Origin of the sequence: Cytobacillus solani (assembly GCF_001420595.1) — a bacterium.
Lineage (GTDB): Bacteria > Bacillota > Bacilli > Bacillales > Cytobacillaceae > Cytobacillus > Cytobacillus solani.
Window position 1 is genome coordinate 4,741,531 of record NZ_LJIX01000006.1, and the last position, 24,404, is coordinate 4,765,934.

General features: G+C 40.7%; 24 protein-coding genes. 5 read left to right on the top strand and 19 right to left on the bottom strand.

What is annotated here, in order from left to right; all coding sequences use genetic code 11:
* The first annotated feature begins 141 nt into the window (after positions 1-141).
* Complete coding sequence (locus AN957_RS25300) at positions 142-2,202, top strand: transglycosylase domain-containing protein (RefSeq protein ID WP_056686819.1); 2,061 nt, start codon at positions 142-144, stop codon at positions 2,200-2,202.
* Between the two features lie 249 nt (positions 2,203-2,451).
* On the opposite strand, the gene AN957_RS25305 is transcribed toward AN957_RS25300, so the two are convergent.
* Positions 2,452-2,964 (bottom strand): YwhD family protein, encoded by a 513-nt coding sequence (locus tag AN957_RS25305; protein WP_053478505.1) that lies wholly within the window; start codon positions 2,962-2,964, stop codon positions 2,452-2,454.
* A gap of 155 nt (positions 2,965-3,119) precedes the next feature.
* Positions 3,120-3,782 (bottom strand): site-2 protease family protein, encoded by a 663-nt coding sequence (locus tag AN957_RS25310; protein WP_053478504.1) that lies wholly within the window; start codon positions 3,780-3,782, stop codon positions 3,120-3,122.
* 181 nt (positions 3,783-3,963) lie between these two features.
* On the opposite strand from AN957_RS25310, the gene AN957_RS25315 reads away from it, so the two are divergent.
* A complete protein-coding gene (locus tag AN957_RS25315) occupies positions 3,964-4,149 on the top strand; it encodes a 2-hydroxymuconate tautomerase (protein WP_056686821.1) in 186 nt (61 codons plus the stop codon).
* Positions 4,150-4,158: 9 nt separating this feature from the next.
* Here AN957_RS25315 and AN957_RS25320 read toward each other — a convergent pair whose 3' ends face one another.
* The 3 genes from AN957_RS25320 to AN957_RS25330 all read right to left on the bottom strand — a co-directional run bounded on the left by AN957_RS25320 (position 4,159) and on the right by AN957_RS25330 (position 6,440).
* On the bottom strand, positions 4,159-4,665 hold the full coding sequence (locus tag AN957_RS25320) for a YwgA family protein (protein ID WP_053478502.1): 507 nt from the start codon (positions 4,663-4,665) through the stop codon (positions 4,159-4,161).
* Positions 4,666-4,714: 49 nt separating this feature from the next.
* Positions 4,715-6,016 carry an HD domain-containing protein gene (locus AN957_RS25325; RefSeq protein WP_056686823.1) on the bottom strand — a complete coding sequence of 434 codons (1,302 nt, stop codon included), beginning with the start codon at positions 6,014-6,016 and terminating at the stop codon, positions 4,715-4,717.
* A gap of 199 nt (positions 6,017-6,215) precedes the next feature.
* Positions 6,216-6,440 (bottom strand): YuzB family protein, encoded by a 225-nt coding sequence (locus AN957_RS25330; RefSeq protein ID WP_053478500.1) that lies wholly within the window; start codon positions 6,438-6,440, stop codon positions 6,216-6,218.
* Between the two features lie 323 nt (positions 6,441-6,763).
* Between AN957_RS25330 and AN957_RS25335 the strand changes: the two genes are divergently transcribed.
* Positions 6,764-7,504 carry an RsfA family transcriptional regulator gene (locus AN957_RS25335; protein ID WP_056686827.1) on the top strand — a complete coding sequence of 247 codons (741 nt, stop codon included), beginning with the start codon at positions 6,764-6,766 and terminating at the stop codon, positions 7,502-7,504.
* A 245-nt stretch (positions 7,505-7,749) separates the two neighbouring features.
* On the opposite strand, the gene lipL is transcribed toward AN957_RS25335, so the two are convergent.
* Both lipL and pta read right to left on the bottom strand, forming a co-directional pair.
* Positions 7,750-8,586 (bottom strand): octanoyl-[GcvH]:protein N-octanoyltransferase, encoded by an 837-nt coding sequence (gene lipL / locus AN957_RS25340; RefSeq protein ID WP_056686830.1) that lies wholly within the window; start codon positions 8,584-8,586, stop codon positions 7,750-7,752.
* Positions 8,587-8,804: 218 nt separating this feature from the next.
* The gene (gene pta / locus AN957_RS25345) at positions 8,805-9,782 is read right to left on the bottom strand and encodes a phosphate acetyltransferase (RefSeq protein ID WP_053478497.1); all 978 of its coding nucleotides are present in this window, start codon (positions 9,780-9,782) and stop codon (positions 8,805-8,807) included.
* Positions 9,783-10,301: 519 nt separating this feature from the next.
* Between pta and hemQ the strand changes: the two genes are divergently transcribed.
* On the top strand, positions 10,302-11,048 hold the full coding sequence (hemQ, locus tag AN957_RS25350; protein WP_053478496.1) for a hydrogen peroxide-dependent heme synthase: 747 nt from the start codon (positions 10,302-10,304) through the stop codon (positions 11,046-11,048).
* Between the two features lie 230 nt (positions 11,049-11,278).
* On the top strand, positions 11,279-11,752 hold the full coding sequence (gene gerQ / locus AN957_RS25355) for a spore coat protein GerQ (protein WP_053478495.1): 474 nt from the start codon (positions 11,279-11,281) through the stop codon (positions 11,750-11,752).
* Between the two features lie 43 nt (positions 11,753-11,795).
* On the opposite strand, the gene AN957_RS25360 is transcribed toward gerQ, so the two are convergent.
* From AN957_RS25360 to fdnG, 12 genes are all read right to left on the bottom strand, one after another.
* Entirely contained in the window at positions 11,796-12,167 is a 372-nt protein-coding gene (locus AN957_RS25360) for a DUF423 domain-containing protein (protein ID WP_053478494.1), read from the bottom strand.
* A gap of 20 nt (positions 12,168-12,187) precedes the next feature.
* Positions 12,188-12,463, bottom strand: a complete 276-nt coding sequence (locus AN957_RS25365) for a YwdI family protein (protein ID WP_231690176.1) — start codon at positions 12,461-12,463, stop codon at positions 12,188-12,190.
* Between the two features lie 833 nt (positions 12,464-13,296).
* Entirely contained in the window at positions 13,297-14,316 is a 1,020-nt protein-coding gene (locus AN957_RS25370) for a thiazole biosynthesis adenylyltransferase ThiF (protein WP_053478493.1), read from the bottom strand.
* Positions 14,317-14,518: 202 nt separating this feature from the next.
* Positions 14,519-14,752: a molybdopterin converting factor subunit 1 gene (moaD, locus tag AN957_RS25375; protein ID WP_053478492.1), complete on the bottom strand. Its 234-nt coding sequence runs from the start codon at positions 14,750-14,752 to the stop codon at positions 14,519-14,521.
* The gene (locus tag AN957_RS25380) at positions 14,745-15,209 is read right to left on the bottom strand and encodes a molybdenum cofactor biosynthesis protein MoaE (protein ID WP_053478491.1); all 465 of its coding nucleotides are present in this window, start codon (positions 15,207-15,209) and stop codon (positions 14,745-14,747) included. Before AN957_RS25380 ends, moaD begins: the two co-directional genes overlap by 8 nt.
* A 4-nt stretch (positions 15,210-15,213) precedes the next feature.
* On the bottom strand, positions 15,214-17,145 hold the full coding sequence (locus tag AN957_RS25385; RefSeq protein ID WP_053478490.1) for a molybdopterin biosynthesis protein: 1,932 nt from the start codon (positions 17,143-17,145) through the stop codon (positions 15,214-15,216).
* A gap of 13 nt (positions 17,146-17,158) precedes the next feature.
* Positions 17,159-18,388, bottom strand: a complete 1,230-nt coding sequence (locus tag AN957_RS25390; protein ID WP_053478489.1) for a molybdopterin molybdotransferase MoeA — start codon at positions 18,386-18,388, stop codon at positions 17,159-17,161.
* Positions 18,385-19,005, bottom strand: coding sequence for a molybdenum cofactor guanylyltransferase (gene mobA, locus AN957_RS25395; protein WP_053478488.1), 621 nt, complete (start codon positions 19,003-19,005; stop codon positions 18,385-18,387). Before mobA ends, AN957_RS25390 begins: the two co-directional genes overlap by 4 nt.
* Before the next feature lie 21 nt (positions 19,006-19,026).
* The gene (locus tag AN957_RS25400; RefSeq protein WP_053478487.1) at positions 19,027-19,821 is read right to left on the bottom strand and encodes a formate dehydrogenase accessory protein FdhE; all 795 of its coding nucleotides are present in this window, start codon (positions 19,819-19,821) and stop codon (positions 19,027-19,029) included.
* 100 nt (positions 19,822-19,921) lie between these two features.
* On the bottom strand, positions 19,922-20,596 hold the full coding sequence (locus AN957_RS25405; RefSeq protein WP_053478486.1) for a formate dehydrogenase subunit gamma: 675 nt from the start codon (positions 20,594-20,596) through the stop codon (positions 19,922-19,924).
* Positions 20,589-21,407, bottom strand: coding sequence for a 4Fe-4S dicluster domain-containing protein (locus AN957_RS25410; RefSeq protein WP_056686833.1), 819 nt, complete (start codon positions 21,405-21,407; stop codon positions 20,589-20,591). The genes AN957_RS25405 and AN957_RS25410 overlap by 8 nt, the downstream gene beginning before the upstream one ends.
* Positions 21,407-24,385: a formate dehydrogenase-N subunit alpha gene (gene fdnG, locus AN957_RS25415; protein ID WP_082446764.1), complete on the bottom strand. Its 2,979-nt coding sequence runs from the start codon at positions 24,383-24,385 to the stop codon at positions 21,407-21,409. Before fdnG ends, AN957_RS25410 begins: the two co-directional genes overlap by 1 nt.
* Positions 24,386-24,404: the final 19 nt, after the last annotated feature.

Here is a 24,404-nt window from a genome sequence, read left to right on the forward strand (position 1 = left end):
GAAAATGCAAGAAAAAGTTACATGTATTTGATAAAAATGTTTAAAATCCCACTGTTTCTTCAATACTAGATAAATAGATGTGATTTTTAGGTAATTTTACCGTAATTCTTTAGGTTAGCCCAGAAAGGGGGAGGCACCGAAATGGAGATAATGACAAACCAGCGATTTAGAAAAGCAGGTAAATATTTTCGAGCAATCTTCATTATTAGCTTAATTGGACTCGCATTAACCTTGCTTATTGGTGCAGGTATATTGCTCTACGCAAAAATACTGGGTCCCCCGCCACTTGCTGTTCCGCAGTCAACTTTATTTTATTCCGATGACGGAACTGTGATCGGAGAGAGCCATAATGGCCAAAAGCGTTATTGGGTTGAACTTGACCAAATCAGCCCGCATTTAATCGACGCTACCATCTCTATAGAGGATCGCAAATTTTATTCCCATCATGGGTTTGATTATAAACGGATTGTCGGTGCTTTAATTGCAGATATCAAAGCAATGGCCAAGGTTCAAGGCGCGAGCACCATTAGTCAGCAATATGCCCGTAATTTATTCCTGGCACATGAAAAAACATGGAAGCGAAAAATGCTCGAGGCCTTTTATACGATTCGTCTTGAAATGAATTATACGAAGAAGGAAATTTTAGAAGGCTATTTAAATACGATTTATTATGGACATGGCGCTTATGGAGCTGAAGCAGCAAGCCAATACTACTTTGGAAAAAAAGCTGGTGAGTTAACTCTCGGAGAGGCAGCAATGCTTGCTGGTATACCAAAAGGGGCAGGCATTTACTCCCCGTTCAACTCAATGGAAAATGCCAAGAGCCGCCAAAAGCTTATTTTACAAACAATGGTTGAGAACAAACTCATTCACAAAACTGAAGTAGATGAGGCTTTAAATGAACAGCTCACTTTCGTTGGAAAGCATCTCCACACAAAAACAAAGACAGCACCTTATTTTCAGGATACGGTTCGGCATATATTAAGAACAGAGCTGAATTTAGATGATCGGGTCATTGAGCTTGGCGGATTAAAAGTATACACAACCATTGATTTAAAACAACAGGAAATTGCTGAACAAACGGTTAAGAGATTGATCTCTAAGGAATCAGAGATCCAAACAGGACTCGTTGCGATGGATCCTAAAAACGGCTATGTCAAAGCGATGGTTGGTGGAAGAAGTTATGAAGAGAGCCCCTTTAACCGGGCTGTACAGGCGGTTCGCCAGCCTGGATCCACCATAAAACCGCTTCTATATTATGCGGCGCTTGAAAAGGGTTTTACCCCTTCCACTGTCATGCGCAGTGAGCAGACAACCTTTCGTTTTGATGACGGGAGACCTGACTACTCACCAAAGAACTTTAATAGCCAGTATGCAGACGGTGATATTACAATGGCTCAGGCACTGGCTCTATCCGATAATATTTTTGCTGTGAAAACACATTTATTTTTAGGCGAAAACACACTTGCCGATACGGCAAAAAAATTCGGACTTACAACAAAGATGGCTGACGTCCCATCATTAGCCCTAGGGACATCCGGAGTAAGAGTCATTGAAATGGCAAGTGCCTATAGCATCCTGGCAAACGGTGGAAAAAAGGTTTCACCTGTTATGATTACACGAGTTGAAGATCATCGCGGAAAAGTGATTTATGAGAATGACAAGCAGTCCATTCCGATTTTAAAGCCTGAATCTGCCTTTGTAATGACACAAATGATGACAGGGATTTTTGATCGGAAACTAAATGGCTACACTAGTGTGACAGGGAGTACAATCATAAATGATATTTCACGCACATATGCTGGGAAATCTGGAACAACAGACACGGATAGCTGGATGATTGGCTTTTCCCCTCAGCTCGTCTCTGCTGTTTGGACTGGATATGATAAAGGAAAGGCGATTACACTTTCTGCAGATAAATCCTACGCGAAGAATATTTGGGCCCGCTTCATGGAGGATGCTCATAAAGGAAAGCCTTCCAAAAGCTTTAAGCAGCCGAAAGGGACAGTAGGAGTTTATGTGAATCCTGCGAATGGAAAGCTTGCAACAGACGATTGCCCAATCAAGCGATTTACGTACTATGTCAGAGGCACCGAACCAACCGAATATTGTACAGACCATTTGCCTTACTCAGAGGAAAAACCTAGCAAAAAGGAAAAAGTGGCCAAAAAACCTTGGTATAAAAAATTATTTGACTGGTAACAGTATCGTGCAATATTTGTCTTTATGGAGTGGACATATAAATTTAAGAGAAATTATTCAAGAATAATTTCTCCGCAAATATAAATGAAAAAACTCGGAGGAATTCCCCCGAGTTTTTTCGTGTCCTAGTTTTTATAAGTGTCTACACACTGTTTATAAGTTTACTTATTTTATTGGATTTGGGCAAGTAGTTAAAAATTTAAGTCAGTAAACTGTCACAATTTCGTCAAAATTCATGCGCTATTTCGATTAATTTGCTTGCAAATCGTCTTTGAGCTGTTGTATAGAGCGATCCCACATCCCAAGATTATGATTCTGCAAAAACTCAGTAAGAATTGCCTTTGATTTAGCATCCATATGATCAACGATAATATGTTTTTTAATGGATTTATCCATCCGATTAACATGCTCTGGCAAGGACTTGTATCCTCTGCGGATTCCCCTGTCTACTGTCATCTCGCAAGCTGTTACACCCGCATAGTACGGGCCATCTTCCTTGCGGTCAATCGTCACCCAAACAAGCCAATAAGGTTTTCCATTCGGAACCTCTTCTTTGCTTTTTAAGAATTTTATCCCCTTTTCCACAGGGCTGCGGGCATGCATCGCCCCAACCTCTATCGATGCTTCTCCAGCATCCACATCAATAATGACGGGAGATACATTGTCTAGGCTTAATGAGCCTGAACCAAATCCTCCATGCCCCTCTGTCGGATCATTTTTGATAATATTAAACCCAATATCTTTCTTTTTTTTCTCTTCCAAAGGTATTCCTCCTTACATAAAGTGAAACTCAATCAGTGGGGTTTTCCTTCATCCCCCGTTGATTGTTAGTTGAACCAATCGGCATTTACAGACTGTTAGATCCCCTACTTAGAATCTCTTGTTTCCTAAACTTCTTAAGGGGGTCTTACAGCCCGTTAATCTGCGATAAATAATTGGTAAAAGAAATCACCTAATCCATTAGATAGGATAGGCAAGACCGTTCTAAAGATCGGCTGAATTGTGTATTGATCAAGCGGTGTGATAACAAGTATCAGAAAAATGACAGAGCCATATGCTTCAAATTGTGTAAGCTTCGGACGTATATGCGCCGGTGCCAAGTCCTCAACTATTCGATACCCGTCCAATGGCGGAAACGGCAATAAATTAAAAACAAATAAAACTAAGTTAAGCTGGATAAAAATATTTAAAAACTCCGGTACAAACGTTGGCAGACCAGCTGCAGCACCCATTCCAAGCAGAGCAAACAATATTATAAAGCCTAAAATGGCCATTAGCAGATTACTTATCGGCCCGGCAATCGAAACCATGATTCCCGCAAGTCTTGGATTTTTAAAGAAAAAGCGATTTACCGGCACGGGTCTTGCCCACCCGAAGCCTGCAATAAAGATTAATATTGTTCCGATTGGGTCTAGATGCTGAATTGGATTTAACGTCAATCTTCCCTGCCTTTGTGCGGTTGAATCGCCAAATTTATAAGCCACAAACGCATGGGCAAACTCATGGACCGTGAAAGCGATCATTAACGTAATCGCAACATATGGAATTTCTCTAAGTGAAAAGGCTAGAAATTGTTCCAAACACCAAACCCCTCTTTCAAACTGGAGATCCTATCTAGGGAATGAATTTCCCCTTATACATTATTTAAAAGTATACACGACTTTGCTCTGAAAGTGAAAGATAGACACCACTGCACTACTTGCACATTTTTCCGAAATATGAAAAACTCATTTTAACTCATTTTAAAAGGAGATGATATTCATGCCATATGTAACGGTAAAGATGCTAGAGGGACGCACTGAGGAGCAAAAGAAAGCACTTGTAGAAAAAGTAACAGCAGCAGTGAACGAGACAACTGGAGCACCGAAGGAAAAGATCGTTGTCTTTATTGAAGAAATGACAAAGAATCATTATGCTGTAGGTGGAGAACGTTTGAGCGATAAGTAAAGCCGAGCATTAATGCCCGGCTTTTTCTCTTAAATTGGCAATATATTGATAAGCAGTTTCTACTTCTTCATCCGTGTAGCGCTGCTTGCTTTTTAACGTAAAGATCTTTTCTTTTACTTCTTCTTTCGGAAGGGTGTCAAAATACAACACCGTTGAAACAAGCTCAAGAAATCTGGCATTTTGATTGTTCATATCTGTTAAACATTCTTGAAGATTCGGCATAGACACTTCATTCAGGCTTAAAAATTCCTTGCCATTTTCCGTTAATGTATATCGGTACTGATAGTATCCGCCCTTCTTCTCCTTCACTTCATCTAAAAAACCCATATTGCAAAGCTCTTCTACTCTTAATGTTAACTCCTCTGAATAAGGGCCGTAAAAATGAAATTGGAATCGCTCCTGAAAGGGGAAAGCCAGCTTTTTTGCGATATACACTATCTTCTGCAGTTTTTTTCGTCCGATAATTTCCTCCGAAGCGGCAATCGCATGAATGATTTTGGCATGATCTTTTAACAAGCTCTTCATCTCCTACTCCGTTTAGTCCCATATCTTAACTTTAAAATCTCTATTCTATTTCCAATAGCTTTCGAATTTGCTTCTTAATCAGCGGCTCGGTCGAATCATCCTGGAGCAAATCCGCTGGATAATACAATTTATGGTCGGTTCTTCTTTTCCCCGAGATCGCATCTACAATCTCTGATTCCCTGGAAAGCTCTCGAATTTCTTTGTTTTTCATTAATAATTGAATGGGGAGCCGCTCTTCCTCTTCACCTGGGCGGTAGAAATCATACGGCAAATCTGATGACGAATCGACAACAAGATAGTAGTCCGGGTCAATCCCTGCCTTCTCAAAAAGGACAGAAAGCTCTGCAAGCTTCTTATATTCCTTTGCAGGCTCAAATTCCGCGTACTTATATAAATTACGGTTCATAAAGCGGCAGCATAGATCTCGAAGGATTGGATCTTCCTCCTCCTGCCACATTTGAAAGTAATAAAGAATAATGGCTTCATCAAGCTTAATATAATCTTCTAATGTTAGTTCCCCATTAAACATTGAATAAAAATGAATCGGCTGTGATTTAAAGGAATATCCATGCTCATGCAAGTATTTGGCCCGATGCAAAATTTTCGTCAAAATAACTTCTGCGCTTCGGGTTACTGGATGGAAATATACTTGCCAATACATTTGATATCGGCTCATTATGTAATCCTCAACAGCATGCATTCCGCTTTGCTTAATGACCACTTGATCCTCTCTCGGCTGCATGACACGCAGGATTCGTTCCATGTCAAAATGACCGTAGCTAACCCCTGTAAAATAAGCATCTCTTTGCAGATAATCCATCCGATCTGCATCAATCTGACTGGAGATGAGGCTGACTACTAGCTTATTTTTTGATGTTTTCGCGATAACCTCAGCTACCTTTATAGGAAAATCCTTTCCTACCCTTGATAACACCTGGTTAACTTCCGTTTCTCCGAGAATGATAGCTCTTGTAAAATATTCATGATCCAAATCAAAGACTTTCTCAAAAGAATGCGAAAAAGGACCATGTCCTAAATCGTGAAGAAGTGCAGCACATAAAGAGAGGAGGCGGTCATCTTCATTCCATTCCGGCCTTCCAATAAATACATCATCTGCAATCCGCCTGACAATCTCGTAAACACCGAGCGAATGATTAAAACGGCTATGTTCGGCCCCATGAAAGGTTAAATAGGTTGTTCCAAGCTGCTTAATCCTTCTTAGCCGCTGGAACTCCTTCGTGCCTATTAAATCCCAGATTACCCGATCCCTCACATGAACATACCGATGAACAGGATCCTTAAACACCTTTTCTTCACGTAGCTTCTCCATCGAATAGGCCATCTTTTACCTCCGATTTTCCAACTTCTCTCTATTATATCTCGATTTCAAACGCAATTCACTACACATTTTCTGATATTTCAGCTATATTCGACAACAAGAAAAGCGCAAGCGCCTTTGAATAAAGGCTAGCTACAATATCCAATTATATAAATTCCTCGAAAACAAAAAATCACCTTAGGACACTCTTCAAAGGTGATTTTTACTTCTTCAGCTTTTTATTAATTTTTTCCTTTAATTCTTCTTCCGTTAAACCGGCTAACGGACGATTATTTACAAATGCGAATGTTTTCTTTCTGCCTGGCCCACAATAGGATTGACAACCTATTTCTATCTTTGCCTCTGGATCTATTTCTTTTAAAAGAGGAATTAATGTTTTTAAGTTTACGCCTAGACAATCATCGCAAACACGAAATTCGTTTGCCATCTATATTACAACCCTTTCTGCGGTCTAGCATAGTATCTATAAGTTTTTCCGATGCTAGTTACTCTTATTCACTTGGCTCATGCTGTATTTTACAGCTTAACCTTTTTCTTTGCAAGCCGTTTTATCCCACTAGCAATATGGAATTTTTTAAATTTTTCTAACGCTGCTTCAAGCAAATCACAAGTTCTATTTTATCATACCTATCTATTGTTTTTATAAAAATCTACTATCCTTTTAATCCAATTTGTATAAATTCGCCCAAAGTTGTCCATCCTTAAACTAAGGTTTTAAAAAATTGCAAAATTAAATTGGGAGTTGAGGAAATGAAAGTTCGTCAAGATGCATGGACAGATGAAAATGATTTATTACTAGCCGAAACTGTATTAAGACATGTAAGAGAGGGCAGCACACAATTAAACGCCTTTGAAGAGGTTGGAGACAAGCTCGATCGCACTTCTGCAGCCTGCGGATTTCGTTGGAATGCTGTCGTTAGACATCAATATGAGAAAGCACTCCAGCTTGCTAAGAAGCAGCGGAAGCAAAGACAGCGAATCCTTGGAAAAGATCAAGGCGGAAAGAAAAAGCTGCTATATTCACCGCCAGTACCGGAATTAAATGAAATGGAAACTACTACCATTTCATTGCCAGAGCCTGTTTCAGCAAATGAAGATTATATTGAAGAGTATGCTGAAGAAATAATTGAAACAAGGCCAACGCCAGTCTATAATGAAGTCCAAAATTATCCTGTCAGTTCTGAAATCAATCTCGATCGTGTTATTTCATACTTACAATCTTTAAAACACTCGAGTATTCAATTGGATATTTTAAGAAATGAGAATGAAAGATTAAAACGTGAAAATGCGCAGATTAAGAGCCGAAACGACGAACTAGAGGGAAAAATTGGCCAGTTAGAGCAAAACACCGTAACCATTCAAGAAGATTACGAGACCTTAATGAAAATTATGAACCGCGCTCGCAAACTTGTACTCTTTGATGAAGAGGAAAGACCTGCAACCAAATTTAAAATGGACCGAAACGGGAATTTAGAAAAGGTCGCGGAGTAACCCAAAAGCGGAAGTGCCTTGACCACCCCCGGCATGCATAAGACGAGCCTCTCGGAAAGGTGTCCTTTACCTTTCTGGGAGGATTCAGCTTAGACCCAAGAGGGGGTAGGCACTGTAGCTAGACGGATATATAGAAAGAGGTCATTCACTTGTCACGTGGACGACTTATACAGTAATAGGAGAAGGAAGGCCGCTATGCCTCGATTAAGAAAAGCCGTAACCCCTTTATAAGGTACGGCTTTTCGTTATTTGTTATCACCGAGTATTTTTTCATTCCGCTGGACGACGCGATCGTAATAAGCTTCATATAGTTTTCGTTCTTCTTCTGTAAGCCCACCGGTGAATAAATGATTACATCTGTTTTTCAAACTAGTTAAAAACCGGAACATGACATCCTGCACTGTTAGAGTTGTATTCAATAACTCAGACAAGGACGCCATAACTGACGGTTTAATCGTAGGATATTGAAATTTTGTATCTGTATTCTTTCTCGCTGTTTGATAAAATTGTTCGATTAACTTAGCTCTGCCACTTCCGCTTCCATCTACACAAAGATAAATTTGTACAGCTACCCCACCGCGGAGCCGCCTTTGAGAAATGCCAGCAAATTTTTTACCGCCAATGCTAAGATCATAGCTCCCCGGACAATAAGAACCAACAATCTCCTTTGCCTCAATGTCTGCTTTAAAATCTGAAAACATTTCTTTAATCAGCATCCACATCGCATCATAGCCGCGGTTAATATCAATGCCTTTCTCCCCTTCTGGAAAGATCAGTGAAATATTTAACACACCTTCATCCAGCACTACTGCTAACCCGCCAGAGTTTCTGACAATGACCTGATAGCCTTCGTTTTTTAGAAAATCAATGCCTTCTTCCAAAAAAGGGAGTCTTGTATCTTGGATGCCTAATACAATTGTCTTTTCATGCACCCAGCTTCGAGCCGTCGCTGGAACCATTTCTCCTCCAACAGATGCACATAGCGTATCATCTATTCCAAATGAATGCAGTGCAGGCAAATGTTTAGCCAAAACCGATTCATCAATAACTCTCCATTGCTCTTGCTGTAATATATCTTTCATCTATGGTATTCCCCTAACCTAATTTATCTTACACTAATCATTTATTGGACAATTTCTGTATTTTATTCGCCAAAACTGCAGTATATTGGACAAACCCTACCTTATATTGGACAAAATTAAATTTTATTCGCCAAATGAAGCTGTTTATTCGCCAAACCCAATTATACCAACAGATTTTACAGAAAAAAGAGCTAGGCATAGACTAGCTCTTCATCAATCTATTGATTTAACGCCTGCGCAGCTGTAATTAAAGCCAGCTTATAAACATCCTCTTCATTGCATCCGCGGGACAGGTCATTTACCGGGCGGTTTAAGCCTTGTAAAATCGGCCCAACTGCTTCAAAATTACCAAGGCGCTGGGCAATTTTATAGCCAATATTTCCAGCCTCCAGACTTGGGAAAATAAATACATTGGCATCGCCTTGGAGCGGAGAGTCCGGCGCCTTCTTCTTTGCAACAGAAGGAACAAATGCCGCATCAAATTGGAACTCTCCATCCAAAATCAGCTGTGGATCACGTAATTTCGCTTCCTGAACAGCAGCGGTGACCTTCTCTGTTTCTGGCGACTTTGCGGAACCCTTTGTTGAAAAGCTCAGCATTGCTACACGTGGTTCAATATCGAACATTTTTGCTGTTTTTGCACTTTCAATCGCAATTTCTGCCAAGTCCTGGCTATCAGGTGAAATATTGATTGCACAGTCTGCAAAAATATACCTTTCATCTTCTCGTACCATAATAAAAACACCTGAAGTTTTGCCAACGCCTGCCTTTGTTTTGATAATTTGAAGTGCCGGCCGTACTGTATCTGCTGTTGAATGGGCAGCACCGCTCACTAAGCCATCTGCTTTATTCGTGTATACGAGCATGGTCCCAAAATAGTTTTCATCTAGTAAAATCTTTCGGGCATCTTCTTCCGTCGCTTTCCCTTTTCTTCTCTCAATAAAAGAAGCGACAAGCTCATCCATTTTTTCATAGTGGCTTGGATCATAAATTTCTGCAGATTCTAAAGAAACATTCAAATCCTTCGCCTTTGCCTCAATCGATTGAACATTTCCGATTAAAATCGGTATAATCATTTTTTCAGCAGCTAATCTGCCTGCCGCTACCAAAATCCGCTCATCCATTCCTTCTGGAAAAACAATCTTTAAACCCTTCCCATTCACTTTCTCTTTCAAGACTGAAAATAAATCACTCATAAGAGCTCCTCCTACTTTTCAATTGTATGTATTCACTTAAGATTCTCCATTTAATCCGTACAGCTTCCCCTTCTAGAATACGTTACTATAGTAAAATTTCAAGTTGGTTTTATCACATTTACAATGTCTTTTCTTAAAAGATAAGAAAGTATAACTTTGGAGTTAGAGAATTGTCTAGCTCCAGCGCCTATCGCCTATCAAACTTCAGGTCCCCTCCCTACGATAAGTCAACATCGGTTCGCTCTCGCTCACCGTGTTTCCTATATCTCAGTCGCGGCCCTTCCAGTTTGTGCGGCGATGACAAAGGCGCTTGCGCTTTTCTTATGTATTTTCCAGTTATTACTCATTTATAAACATGAACGTCCCTTAATATTAGCCTCTTGTAACAAAATATCCACAAATCTGTCATATTAATCAATATCCATCATTTTTACAAGTTTTATTCCCTTATCATTTGGAGAAACTATGATATAGTTATGGTGTGATTATTCGCACATATACATATTAGGAGTGATAGTAATGAGTGAAGCAGCAAAAACGCTTGAAGGCTGGTATAGTTTACATGACTTCCGTGCAATCGATTGGACATCATGGAAGATGTTGTCAAGTGATGAGCGCCAAGCAGCTATCCATGAGTTTTTATCCCTTTTAGATAAGTGGAACACAACTCAAAGCGAGAAAAAGGGAAGCCATGCATTATACACAGTGGTTGGCCAAAAGGCTGACTTTATGCTGATGATTTTAAGACCAACACTTGAGGAAATAAATGAAATTGAAAATGAATTCAATAAAACGAAACTAGCAGAGTATACTGTACCTACATTCTCTTATGTTTCCATTGTTGAATTAAGCAACTATTTACCTTCAGATCAGGATCCATACCAAAGTCCAGAAATATTGGCACGTCTGTATCCTATTCTGCCTAAATCCAAGCATGTTTGCTTCTATCCAATGGATAAGCGCCGTCAAGGAAATGATAACTGGTATATGCTTCCTATGGAAGATCGCCGTAATATGATGCGCAGCCACGGTATGATTGGCCGCCAATACGCTGGAAAAGTAAAACAAATTATTACTGGATCTGTAGGCTTCGACGATTATGAGTGGGGTGTTACTTTATTCTCTGATGATGCCCTTCAATTTAAGAAGCTTGTATACGAAATGCGTTTTGATGAAGTAAGTGCAAGGTATGGAGAATTCGGTTCATTCTTCGTAGGTAATCTTCTTGAGGAAGATCGTATTGCACAGCTATTACACATAAATTAATAAATCTTTATTTTACCTCCTTTGCAATCATGCGAAGGAGGTTTTTTTCGGCTTTACTGCGTGTATACTAAAACAATTTTCTTACAAAGAAAAAAGCATAAAAAAACATGCCTATACATACTATGAATTAGTGAGTATTTATCATCAATATCGTTTTCCATTAGTCTATTAAATCCATATTCTCCTGAGCTTTATATGAAGTTTCACTTTGATTTCTAGGAGGGAAAAGTGTGAGTCAAAACTTTAATCAGTACACAGCCAACCCATACTACGGGTATCAGCAGCCATATACAGGAGGAACTGCTACTCCTGCATATAGAGTGCAGCCAATGGCCTACCCGCAAATGCAAACTGTACCATTTCCAACAACAGGAGGCGGCAGTGCCCCCTCACAAGCTCCTCAAGTTCCAGGGATGCTTCCGATTGAGCAATCCTATATCGAAAACATTCTACGTTTGAACAAAGGGAAACTTGCAACGGTTTATGCCACCTTTGAAAATAATCGAGAGTGGAACGCCAAAAAATTCGAAGGCATAATCGAAGCTGCAGGCAGGGATCATGTAATCTTAAGTGACCCGCAATCAGGCATGCGATACTTAATTCCAATGGTTTACGTAGACTATGTCACGTTTGAAGAAGAAATCGAGTATGAATATCCTTCATTCGGTGGAGCACCAAGCCTTTCACAATACAGTCCGAGGTGATTAAAAAAAGAGCTTTGACACAAAATGTCAAAGCTCTTTTTTCTTATAAATGCTTTACTGCTGCGATGATTAACAATACCCATGCCACTAAAAAACAAACACCGCCAATTGGAGTGATCGCACCAAGAACACCAATTTTCGTTAGCGTCAGTATGTATAAGCTTCCAGAGAAAAAGATAATCCCAATTAGCATGATCCAGCCTGACCAGGATAATAAAGCACTTGCTGGCAGTTTGCCTAGAAGGACACCTATTACTAATAATCCCGTCGCATGGAACATTTGATAGGTGACTCCTGTTTTCCAGATTTCCAAATACTTTGGTTCTACCATTTTTTCTAGGCCGTGCGCGCCGAATGCTCCTAGAGCAACTGATAGAAAAGCATTAATGGCACCAAGAATAATAAATAATTTCATTTTAACTCCCTCTCTTCCTGTTAAAAGTCGAACAATGAATCCCCATTTGCATCATCTTCTATCTCTAGACGTTTAGGGTGCTGAATACTAACTGGCTGAGCCTGATGAACTGGTTCTTGAGGAACAAATGTTTTTTTTGGAGCAGCTAGCTGCACCTGTTCATCTAGTATGAGCTCACATAGTGATTTAATCGAATAGATTCTTTCTCTTATTCTTGCTTCATTTATGTTTCCTTTAGCTTCGTGCAATTCCTCTTCGATTTTCCTTAGCAATTGCTGGACGGAAATGTTCAACATTTTCACCTCTACTTTATCAAGCTTTTGTTTCTACTATTATATAGTTCATAGTGGTTGATTTCCGCTCCAGGATGCTCCCTTTCCGCGGGGTGGGCGCTGAGCCTCCTCGACGCTAAAGCGTCTGCGGGGTCTCACCTGTCCCACACTTCCCGCAGGAGTCTCGCACCTTCCGCTCCAATCAACTAATCTTTTTTGCAATTATCATTTACACAATTAACACAATCTTTTAGAAAATAGCTTTATTTTAATTACTTTTTATTCACTCTCTTTTCAAAGCGTAAGCAAGGCTTACCTGATGCACGGAGTACTTCTACTGATGGAAGCTTTGCTATTTTAAATTGGAACGCTTTGCAGCCCTTTGGAAACCTTTGGTCCCAAGTAATATTGAAAAGTGGAGGCGACTGGGTTGCCCCGACAAGCATAAGACGAGCTGGCTGGAAGGTTGTTCTTTAACCTTCTAGACAGATTGGCTTATGACCTCGAGGGACTAGGAGCCGGAACTAGACAAATAGAAAAATTTACATTTGAAACAATCAATTCTGTTTTTCTCCATTTTTCCCATTCCTCTTTTTAATCAACATTCATTATACATGAACTGGCTGATTTTTTCGATCCATCATTACTTTTCTTCTGCTACATCTCGTATGATGACAAATACTGTCTGTTTCACGTGAAACAACTCATTTCCTGGGGAATTTTGTCGTATAGAAACCTTTTTTGGTATCTGCCTACCTAGTTATTCCGCTCATTTAAAAACTAGTTAGTATTAACCAGTCGACGTTTTTTTCACACGAAAAAAAAGCCCTGACCGATGTATAGTCAGGGCTTTACTTTTATCCTAGCAGTCGCTGATAAATTGTTTTTGCTTGTGTTAAATCTTTAGTTCCATGTATAAGTGCACGTCCATCATTGAAAATAACGAGACGCTGTTCATCTATCTCAACAGATAGTAAATAGGGGTTCCCCTTCACTTTGTATCCAAGTTCTTTTAATTGCTGGGATAAATCATTTAACTGGATATTCTGCCGTTCGGGCGGGCGAATCTGTACTGTATCTCTTCCGCAAAGAACAGTCGACTTTGTCATATTCTCGCTATCTAAATACGGATAGGTTCTATTTTCCCCACATGATAAACAGCCTGCATCCTTCGCTTTCGAAACCTTCATGCTCGTATATTGATTTCTCCAAAGATCAAAGCTAATAAATGAAGTACGAACAGCTTCCCAATCCTCAACAAGGATTTTCAATGCTTCAGCTGCTTGGTGTGAAATAACCATCTGAACAGTAGGAGCAATGATCCCACCTGTATCACATGTCATTCCCTGAATGGGGATCTTTTTCAGAATACAATTTAAGCAGGGCGTCTTCCCAGGAATAATTGTAAGACTCATGCCAAAACTGCCTACACATGCCCCATAAATCCAAGGGATCTGATATTTTTGTGAGACATCATTGATCGCCATTCTCGTTTCAAAATTATCTGTTGCATCAATAATTAGGTCCACACCTTGAACGAGCTCCTCTAGCTTTTCAGGTGTTGCATCCGTAATAAATGCCTCTATCTCTACATCAGAATTAATCTTCCTCAGTCGTTTTTCAGCACCTGCTGCTTTAGGCAGCTTTTCTTCTACATCTCGCTCTGTATACAGCTGCTGACGCTGAAGATTGCTAGCCTCTACATAGTCCCTATCAACGATCGTCAGCTTGCCTACTCCTGCCCTTGTTAATATTTCTGCATTGCCTGAACCCAACGCACCAGCACCTATCATCAATACATGCTTTGAACGAATTTTCTCTTGTCCCGCTTTTCCAATTGGTGAAAATAAGGTTTGCCTTGAATACCTTTCATCCATGTGCGTTACTCCTTTCAGTAAGAAATGCGGAAGCGCCTAGGTCACCCTCGACAAGCACAAGACGAGCCTCACGGAAAGGTGTTCTTTACCTTTCTGGGAGGCTTGGCTTGTGACCTCGAGGGGGTAGGCGCTGGAGCTAGACAATTCTCTAACTTAAAGATGGTTTCTTACTATTTATAAAAATGACATCTTTTTCCCCTTATCAGCCACCGCTGACTGGAGGAATAAAGGCAATTTCATTTCCTTCATGAATGATATCCTCATCCGAAGCAAATTCCTCGTTAATAGCAGTCATTACATTTTCAAGATTGACCGACTTATAAGTTTCCAAAACCATCTGTTTCAGATCCGCTATCGTTTTTCCTTTTGCATCCATCATGATTGACTCTTCACCGACAGCATCACGTAAATGAGCAAAAAACAAAATTTTATTCATTTAAGTCACTCTCCTCCGGTTTTCCTTTTGGATAGGCAACTGTTTCAAGCTGATTTCCAATCCATTCTTGTCCGTCTTCCCAATGTTCCTTTTTCCAAATTGGTACAATTTCCTTGATCCGCTCAATTGCATATCGATTCGCTTCATATGCATCTGCACGATGGGGAGTTGAAACGGCAATGACAACGGCTACATCTGTTATATCCAGCTTCCCTACTCGATGGGTAATTGCCACCTCTGATCCGTGCCAGCGCTCTTTAATCTCATTTCCGATTTGTTCGAGCTTTTTCACAGCCATCGATTCGTATGCTTCGTATATTAAATATAGTGTTTTCTTTCCATGCGTCAATTCGCGAACTGTCCCTATAAAGGTAGTAATCGCACCTGCTTCACGCTGCACAACCTTATCAATCACTTCCTGAACATGGATTGGTTCCTTTGAGATTGCGTAATTCATTTAATCACTCCTTTTTGCTAAAGTAGATCGGATTAGGTTTCCTTTCTAGATGATACCCGCCAATTCCTTCTACTATTTCTATAAACTCTTCCGACTGAATCGCATCGATTAAATCCTTGCCCTTTTGACTTTCGAAGAATTCCTTTGTCATAAGTAAATCATAGTGTTCATCTGCAACAGGGAGAAAATCAAGGCCCATTGCATTTGCTGCAGGGTAAATTCCTAGCCCAACTGCATTCTGATTTCCTTTTACCTCTGCCGCCACACTTAAATGGGAGAACATTTCCCTATCATAGCCTATAATGGCTTCCGCACCCATTCCTTCTTTTCTTAAGAGCATATCAAATAGGATTCTCGTGCCCGCTCCTTTTTGACGATTAACAAAATGTCCCTGTTTTTGAACAATATCTTTTATTGATTGTATATCAAGTGGATTGCCCTTCGGCACTAGCCAGCCTTGTTTTCGTTTTAAAAATGGATAAAGAACAACCTCTTTATCTGCCAAAAATCTTTCAATATAGGATTGATTATATTCCAGTGTTTCTGGATCAAGAAGATGGATGCCGGCCACATGTGCCTCTCCCTTCTTAATTGCCATAATTCCTGCCAAGCTTCCGACATGAGAGGACATGATTCTTGAATCTCTTTTTACTTTTTTCAATTGGGATGATAGGAGGTCAATCGTTAAATCATGACTTCCAATACAAACGATGGATTGCTGAATTTCTTCTAACGGTCTATACAATTCAACTTCTGCGTACTCACCTTGTTCATATCCAAGGCTTGTAGGTGGAATAACAAGAATCCCATCTGCCCGGACTAACGACATGGTTACTCCAGCTGCTCTTGGGAGTGGATTAGCAATATATTCACCGTCTACAAACCCAATGTTCATCCGAATAAAATCCTCTGCCCCCATTGCCCCAACAATGCGGCGTCCAACTTTCACCTTCAGCTTTTGCCTTACTGGCTCAGGTGTTTGCAATACTTCATAAATTAGTGGCCTGACAAACCATTCAAGCGCTAGATAAGCGGAAACAGGATAGCCAGGAACCCCAATGATGATTGTATCTTCAATTTTCCCAATGATTACAGGCTTACCTGGTCTGGTTGCCACTCCATGAGTAAAAACCTCTCCAAGCTCTTGAATCATGTGAACCGTGTAATCTTTTGATCCTGCCGAAGAGCCTGCGTTGATAACAACAATATCAGAATGTTTGACAGCTTCCAAAAGAACTACCCGTAATTCCTCCGGTTCATCCTTCACGATCGGGTGCAGGTGTGGTTCTCCACCCCATTCATGAATATAATTAGCAAAAACTGTTCCATTAAATTCAATTAATTGGCCAGCAGAGATGGCGGCAGCTGGAGAAACCAGCTCATTCCCTGTTGGAATAATTGTAACGATCGGCTTTTTCACTACCGGAACGGTCACCGTTCTTGATGCAAGAAGGGCTCCGATATCCACAGGCCGAATAAGATGACCTTGAGGAAATAGCATTTCTTCCTGTACAATATCCTCTCCAATGGGCCGAATATGCTGCCAAGGTACAGCAGGTTCAATAATCTCAATCGTATCCTCAGTAAGCTCATTTACTTGCTCAATCATAATAACAGCATCAAAAGGAGAAGGAACTTCATTTCCTGTATCGACGTATACAAAATCTTCATTTCGTTTTAACTGAATCGGTCGCTGCTCGTGAGCTGAGAAGGTTTCCTCTGCAATAACAGCAATTCCATCCATCGCAGACGCATGGTAATGGGGCATGGAACTGTTTGCAAAAACAGGCTCAGCTAATACCCTTCCTAATGAACTTGAGCTGTCCAGCCATTCGATCTCTTGCTTGGATTCAAAATGGGCAAGCATTTGTTGAACTGCCTCATGCCGTGGCTTGTCCTGTAAATATACCTTCCTCTTGAAATGGAATGTTGACATCTAATTCCACCCCCTACCTAAAAATTCTTACCGGAACGAGTTCTCCCTTTTGAACACCTTCTCGCCTTGCTGCGATCTCGATCATTCCATCACTTTGAACGAGGGTAGAGATGAGACCGGATTTTCCAATAATCGGTTCAGCGTACCAATCATCATTCTCTTCAAATAATCGTACTCTCACATAATCTGTCCGTCCTGGTGATGAGGGAATATTCTTCGTTACCTTCGCAAAGGTTAGCTGTTTCTCCTTCGTTCGAGCTCCGTGCAGCTGTTCTAAGATAGCCTTTCCGAACAAGTGGAAAATAATAACAGCTGATGCTGGGTGACCTGGGAGACCAATAACAGGCTTGTTATCCGCTAAAGATAAAATCGTCGGCTTTCCCGGCTTAATAGATACACCATGCACAAATACTCCTGGTTTTCCTAGCGATTGGATCACTTCTACTGAATAATCCTTCGTGCCAACTGAACTGCCGCCAGATACAATTAAACAATCTGTACGTGCTAATAATTCTTTTGCCCTTCGTTCAAACTCCTCGCGGTTATCTTTGACAATTCCTCCATAATGGAAGCTGTAGCCCCACTCAGTCACAAGGGCACCAATTGTCATCCCGTTCATATCTCGTATTTCGCCTGGAGCTAGATTTTTCGTTTCAATTGGAACAATTTCATCACCTGAGGACAGATAGCCGATAACCGGTTTTCTTATCACGGAAACTGCTGTAATTCCTTGAGAGGCAAGTGCACCTAACTCCTGAGAACGAAGCTTCGTCCCCTTATCTAAGAGAAGGGCTCCCTTGCTTATATCCTCTCCGACAGAAATGACATTTTCACCTGGAGCGATCTGCTTGAAGACATTGATTAATCCAGCCAAATCTTCACAATGCTCAATCATTACAACCGCATCACTGCCATCAGGGAGCATGCCTCCAGTCGGTACATACATCGCTTCCCCTGCTTGAAGTGCTCTTGGTGGTACTTCGCCCATTTGAACTTCTCCTGCAAGAGCAAGAAAACCCGGCAGACTTTCGGATGATCCAAATGTATCCTTTGCTTTAACAGCATATCCATCAACAGTTGAGCGGCGAAAATCAGGAACATTTTCAAGGGCATAGATATCTTCAGCTAAAACGAAATGCAGCGCTTCAATGAGCGGAATGGTTATATATTCAGTTAATGGTTTTACATGGTGGCTGATTAGATCAAACGTTTCTTCTACCGATTTCACTTGAAAAAATTTCATGATAAATCTCTGCTTTCTTTTGGATATCCATTTGCTAGCTTTAGAGCTTCCTCAAATTCCTCTGGATGGTTCATGTTAAAAAAATGATGATCTTGATAAGGGAAATGCAGCATTTGGAGATCTTCTTCTAACACAATTTTTGTATTTATCTTTTGAAAAAATTGTCTAATTCGCAGCTCCTGTTTCTGTAAGGAATGGCTGATTTCCTCATGAACATTTTTACGATAAGCTGCGAATAATGGATGAAGCTGTTCCGAGATATTTGGCACGGCCGCATCAAAATCATCTAAGAAACCTAGCAAAATTTCTCCTAGCTTCGAAGATACAAATGGCATATCACAAGCAACAACAAGGTTTTTATCTGTTTTGGAGGCTTTTAGTCCCGCATGAATGCCTGCAAGCGGCCCCATACCCTTCCACTCGTCCTCAACCATTGGAAGATTAAGAAAGTGATAATCTTCAATTGTATTGGTCACAATCATTAGATCCGTAACCGTCTTTTCAAGCTCTGCAGCAATATGTTCTATGACCGTTTTTTCGCCTATTTTTAACAGAGCTTTATTTTTTCCCATCCTGCTTGACTTGCCGCCCGCCATGATTATTCCTGTAGTCCTCATTTTTCTCACCTGCTTTGAAAATTAGTGAGTCCCTATACCCGAATCGTCTGAAACCCCAAAACCCTTTTCTTGAGCAATATAATCGAGATGGATGCTTTTCACATCTAATAGGGTTGGAGATTCCTTTTTAAACATTTTTCTGCTATCAATAACTTTAGTATACCCTTTACATTTATGGCATGCATGAATTTCCGCACTTTCGTCGCCCTCTACTTTAAGGATCACTAACTCGTCTTCTGATCCACAGTGTGCACAGCTAATTTTCTTTTCTTCCCAAGCATGAAGACATCTTGGACATGTCAGCTCCTTCTTGCCTTTCTTGTTGAGCAAGGCAAAGCGTGCAGGTTCACCACAGGAAGGGCAGCCATTGGCATGATTCATTCCCCTTAATTGTGATTCCAATAGAGCGGTTGCCTCTTGTAAAAAAGGACGTGCAGCCTGTTCAGCAACAAAGATTGGAAGCCAATCAGGAAGGTTATTTTCATCTGCATAGTTTTTAAAGTAGAAATGGTTCACAACAATTGCTTCTTTAAACCATGCTTGTAAGACATCTAACGTCAATAGTGCTTTTATTTTATCTGCTGTATGGATTATGCCCTCATTATTTTGACCAAGCATCTGGAGAAGCTCTTCAATAAATCGTTGATATTGGCTGAAATCAATTGAAAGTTCTGCTTGAGGAAGGATGGGTGAACCGTTCCCTGTTATATCCTCTATTTGCAGATTACCTATTTCTCCTCTCCATTTTTCATTTAATGACTGTATCTCCTGTTGCAGTTTTTCATAGTTTTCATCAAGAACATTCATTTTTGCCATCGAAAACACCACTTTCATTGAAGAGAGGAAGGGCTACCCTTTATCCAGGGTAGCTCCTCTCTATTATTATTCGGTTATCAATTGTTCAAAGCATGAGCGGTTATGCATGTTTTTTCTTTTTCGGTTTTGCCGCCTGAAGCTCATCATACCAACGGCCATGGTGATCCTTCGCATATTCCTCCGATACATCCCCCTTGATAATTCCTCTCATAGAAGGTTTTGCGGTAACAAGAGACATATAAATATGACCAATGGCAACAGCTGCAGCAAGACCTAAACCAATGCTATGCATTGGATATGCCCACATGATGATTCCATATGGAAAATACTGCGGGAACCACATGATAAGTCCTGAACAAATCAGCATAATCGTTGTAATAATCATTAACCAGGAATTAATTTTTTCACCAGCATTAAAGAAATCCTGCTTTGGGACCTTTGCTTTCATTCCAAAAAACTCTTTAATAAATTGGGGGAAGAATTGCAGGTCATGCTTCTTCCATGAAAAGATATTTTTTGCCCAATTACTAAAACCCTTCCAATCAAAAATTATCATAATTGGCAGTGGAAGCATAAAGGCGACTGCGGCAATTCTATGCACTAATCTTGCACCTGCTGGTCCGCCAAAAACAGGGTAAAGCCAGTCAAAGAATTCGGTATACATTGGCAATGCTGAAATATAAAGAACAAAGAAGGCTGCTGCATTTACCCAGTGTGAAATTCTAAAGCCCAAATTAAAACGTTTAACCGTTTTTTGATTTCCACTTTTATTCATGGCTCTGGTCTCCTTCACTGGAATGGTTCTTCTTGTTTAAATTGGTTGCGATGAATGAACCAATAACGGCCATCGTTGTCGCACCAAGCATCATTTTCCCAATTGGCTGTGCATAGTCCTTCCAAACAATTTGAGAAAGTGCCACTTTAGGGTTTTCCGGTAAGCCGTATGTTGTCGGTTTATCAGCAAGGATATACACCGTATTTGTTCCGCTAATGCCTTGTGGATTGTATATATTTGCATTCGGGTAACGCTCCTTTATTTGCGCTAAACGATCCTCAGCTGAAGAAAGAAGTTCATCCTTATCCCCATAAACAATAGCTCCCGTATGACAAGCAGTTGCACACGCAGGCTGAAGCCCTTCCTCTAAACGGTCCGTACATTGCGTACACTTCTGTGCCTTTCTGAACTCTTTTCCATTTTTATCTATATATGTTGCGAGATTGATAGCATCAAACGAACATGCCTGCACACAGTAGCCACAGCCAACACATGTATCATAATCAACGACAACTGATCCAAATTCTGTATGGCTAATTGCATTTTCAGGACATGCTTTCTCACATGCAGCTTCCGTACAATGCAAGCAGGAGGAATGGCGGAAGAGCCAATCAAGCCCGCCATCCTTTCTTTCTTGCTCGTTAAATGTTAAGACATTCCATGTATTTGCTGTAATCTTTTCATGAGATTGATAGCTTCCGTGGAAATCCTCCATTTCAGAAGGGAGATCATTCCAATTTTTACATGACACCATACATGCACGACAGCCATCACATTTCGTTACATCAACTAATTTAATTGTTTCAGCCATTATTTCGCCCTCCTAACATCGCACAGGAATGCTTTGTATTCTGGTATTGTTGAGTTTGCATCTCCAATATGCGGTGTTAAGCGGTTTGCTGAGCCGCCTGTGACAATGCCTTTATATCCGAAATGCCATGGCATACCAATATGATGAACCGTTTTATCCTTTAATTTGTATGGTTTAAAACGCTTCGTAACCATTGCGTAAGCATTAATTTCACCACGTGCGGATGAAACAATGATTTTATCCTTATTGTTAATGCCTTTCTCTTTTGCTAATTCCTCACTAATCTCAACGAACATATGAGGAACAAGCTCTGCCAGCCATTCCTGGCTCCGCGTCATCGCCCCAGATTGCCAATGTTCGGATAGACGGTATGTTGTTGCAACAATTGGAAACTTGGATACATCCCCTTGTGCATTCATTTCTTCTTCACCAAATTGTACAGCTGGATTCAGCTGGACACTTGAGAATGAATTGGACATCGGATTTTCATATGGCTCGTAATGTTCAGGAAGTGGTCCTTCATTAATGGAAGCAAATAGGGCTCCCTTTCCTCCTGCCATCATAATGAAAGGATCAATGAAAGTTGGATCATTTGGCCCCTTATCGACAACGAAGTCCGGAACGTCATTTCCCTTCCATTTCCCTTCAGTAGCATTCCATTCAATGCCAACTCTTGTTTTGCTCCATGCCTTCCCGTTTAAATCCGCACTTGCACGATTATAGAGAATACGGCGGTTTGCTGGCCATGCATAAGACCAGTTTAGGAAATTACTCATTCCTTCATCTGTATTGTCTCTTCGTTTTGACAGGTTTTCATTTTCAGGATAGAAACCACAATAGATCCAGTTTCCACTGCATGTGGAACCATCATCCTTTAAGTCGCCAAATTTCTTTACTTGTTGTTTTGTTTTCATGTCATAGCCATTTATTTCTCTGCATACGAGATCAATATCAGGGTGATCACTTTCACCGTAGTCCCACGTCAATGCCTTCATCGGCATATCTGCAGGATTTGAGCTATTTTTGTACATTTCCTTTAAGCGACGTGCAAGCATATGGACAATTTCCAAATCTGCCTTCGACTCACCCTTTGGCTTAATCGCTTGCCAGCGGTACTGCATCCAGCGGCCTGAATTTGTAACCGAGCCCTCTTTTTCAAAAGATCCGCTTGCAGGAAGGAAAATGACTTCTGTCTGAATGGATGCTGGGTCTGCCCCTGCTTCTTTTTGCCAGAAGGAAGAGGTTTCTGTTTCAAAAAGATCCACTGCAACCATCCACTTTAGGTTGCTGAGAGACTCGATTTCTTTGCCAGCATTTGGTCCGCCAACTGCTGGGTTTGAACCAAATAACAATAAACCTTCAAGCTCTTTCCGATGCATCGCATCAAACAATCGCATAAATGAATAGTTTTTGCCTGCTGCAAGCTTAGGTAAATAGTGATAACCGAATTCATTTCCTTTTGTTGCATTGTCCCCATAGAAGGATTTCATCATGCTTGTATAAAACTTCGGCTTATTCACCCAATAGCCTTCTTTAGGAGTAATGCGATCTAGGAAGCCTTGGTAAGTAAAATCGGTTTCAGCTGTTGTTGGTACTTGCATGTATCCTGGCACATTATCATATAGAAGACCGAAATCGGTTGAACCTTGAACATTGGATTCCCCACGCAATGCATTCACACCACCGCCAGAAATCCCAATATTACCAAGGAGCAGCTGAAGTATCGCATAAGAACGAATATTTTGCGTTCCAACCGTATGCTGTGTTCCACCCATTGCATATAGAATGGTGCCTGCTTTACCTACTTCACCTGTAGATGCATATGTTTTGCAAATGTCTAGGTACGTTTCTTTCGCAGTACCTGTCACGCCAATAACTGTGTCAATATCATAACGAGAAAAATGTTTCTTCATCAGCTGGAATACACATTTCGGATCTTTCAATGTTGGATCTTTAAGGGTTTTTCCTTCTTTATCCTTTTTGAAAGCCCACTTTGTCTTATCGTAGCTTCTCTTTCCTATATCATAGCCGCTGAACATTCCATCATTAAACGAATACGTATCTTCGACAATGTAAGAGGCATTAGTGTAAGCGGCTACATATTCTTTATGGAATAATTCGTTTTCAAGAATATAGTTGATCATTCCGCCAATGAAGGCAATATCTGTCCCAGAACGAAGCTGCCCATACACATTTGCCATTTGTGAGGTTCTTGTAAAACGCGGGTCAACAGAGATAAGCTTCCCGCCTTTTTCTAATGCCTTTAAAATCCATTTAAAGCTAATCGGATGATTTTCAGCGGGATTCGCACCGATAATCATTAATACATCGGCATGCTTAAGATCATTCCAGTGGTTTGTCATTGCTCCACGACCAAATGTAGGTGCCAGACCGGCAACCGTTGAACTATGTCATATTCGGGCCTGGTGTTCGATATAGGTTAGCCCGAGCCCTGCACGGAACAATTTCTGCAGCAAATGACACTCTTCGTTATCTAATGCAGCTCCGCCAAGATAGGCGATAGAATCTGTTCTATTGACTGTCAGTCCTTTTTCCTTATGGATAAACGTACGGTCCCGTGTTTCTTTAATATTTTTGGCTACCTTTTCAAGGGCAAAGTCCCAATCTACTTCTTTCCACTTGTCGCTGCCAGGTGCACGGTACATTGGCTTTGTTATCCGTTTTTCACTTGTATACACCTGTCTTACTGTCGTTCCTTTACTGCAAAGGCTTCCTTCATTGATCGGATGGTCCGGATCCCCCTCCGTATACACCACATCATCGCCTTTAGAATAAACTAAAATTCCGCAGCCAACCGCACAATAAGGACAAATGGTTGGTGTAGGCTTGAGTTCAGCAATCTTGAACTCTCTTGTTTTTGCTCTCGCTCCTTTATCGTCGAAGCCAAGCTCAACAACCGCTAGAGTCGCTGCCACAGCCCCGGACAATTTCAGAAACTGTCTTCTTGTAAATTCCATCTATTTTCCCCTCTTTTCC

What these genes read in the sequence shown, in the direction of transcription:
- AN957_RS25300 (WP_056686819.1), top strand. Translation starts at nt 142, where the DNA reads ATGGAGATAATGACAAACCAGCGATTTAGAAAAGCAGGTAAATATTTT.
- AN957_RS25315 (WP_056686821.1), top strand. Translation starts at nt 3,964, where the DNA reads ATGCCATATGTAACGGTAAAGATGCTAGAGGGACGCACTGAGGAGCAA.
- AN957_RS25325 (WP_056686823.1), bottom strand. Translation starts at nt 6,016, where the DNA reads ATGGCCTATTCGATGGAGAAGCTACGTGAAGAAAAGGTGTTTAAGGAT.
- AN957_RS25330 (WP_053478500.1), bottom strand. Translation starts at nt 6,440, where the DNA reads ATGGCAAACGAATTTCGTGTTTGCGATGATTGTCTAGGCGTAAACTTA.
- AN957_RS25335 (WP_056686827.1), top strand. Translation starts at nt 6,764, where the DNA reads ATGAAAGTTCGTCAAGATGCATGGACAGATGAAAATGATTTATTACTA.
- lipL (WP_056686830.1), bottom strand. Translation starts at nt 8,586, where the DNA reads ATGAAAGATATATTACAGCAAGAGCAATGGAGAGTTATTGATGAATCG.
- pta (WP_053478497.1), bottom strand. Translation starts at nt 9,782, where the DNA reads ATGAGTGATTTATTTTCAGTCTTGAAAGAGAAAGTGAATGGGAAGGGT.
- hemQ (WP_053478496.1), top strand. Translation starts at nt 10,302, where the DNA reads ATGAGTGAAGCAGCAAAAACGCTTGAAGGCTGGTATAGTTTACATGAC.
- AN957_RS25360 (WP_053478494.1), bottom strand. Translation starts at nt 12,167, where the DNA reads ATGAAATTATTTATTATTCTTGGTGCCATTAATGCTTTTCTATCAGTT.
- AN957_RS25365 (WP_231690176.1), bottom strand. Translation starts at nt 12,463, where the DNA reads ATGTTGAACATTTCCGTCCAGCAATTGCTAAGGAAAATCGAAGAGGAA.
- AN957_RS25370 (WP_053478493.1), bottom strand. Translation starts at nt 14,316, where the DNA reads ATGGATGAAAGGTATTCAAGGCAAACCTTATTTTCACCAATTGGAAAA.
- moaD (WP_053478492.1), bottom strand. Translation starts at nt 14,752, where the DNA reads ATGAATAAAATTTTGTTTTTTGCTCATTTACGTGATGCTGTCGGTGAA.
- AN957_RS25380 (WP_053478491.1), bottom strand. Translation starts at nt 15,209, where the DNA reads ATGAATTACGCAATCTCAAAGGAACCAATCCATGTTCAGGAAGTGATT.
- AN957_RS25385 (WP_053478490.1), bottom strand. Translation starts at nt 17,145, where the DNA reads ATGTCAACATTCCATTTCAAGAGGAAGGTATATTTACAGGACAAGCCA.
- AN957_RS25390 (WP_053478489.1), bottom strand. Translation starts at nt 18,388, where the DNA reads ATGAAATTTTTTCAAGTGAAATCGGTAGAAGAAACGTTTGATCTAATC.
- mobA (WP_053478488.1), bottom strand. Translation starts at nt 19,005, where the DNA reads ATGAGGACTACAGGAATAATCATGGCGGGCGGCAAGTCAAGCAGGATG.
- AN957_RS25400 (WP_053478487.1), bottom strand. Translation starts at nt 19,821, where the DNA reads ATGGCAAAAATGAATGTTCTTGATGAAAACTATGAAAAACTGCAACAG.
- AN957_RS25405 (WP_053478486.1), bottom strand. Translation starts at nt 20,596, where the DNA reads ATGAATAAAAGTGGAAATCAAAAAACGGTTAAACGTTTTAATTTGGGC.
- AN957_RS25410 (WP_056686833.1), bottom strand. Translation starts at nt 21,407, where the DNA reads ATGGCTGAAACAATTAAATTAGTTGATGTAACGAAATGTGATGGCTGT.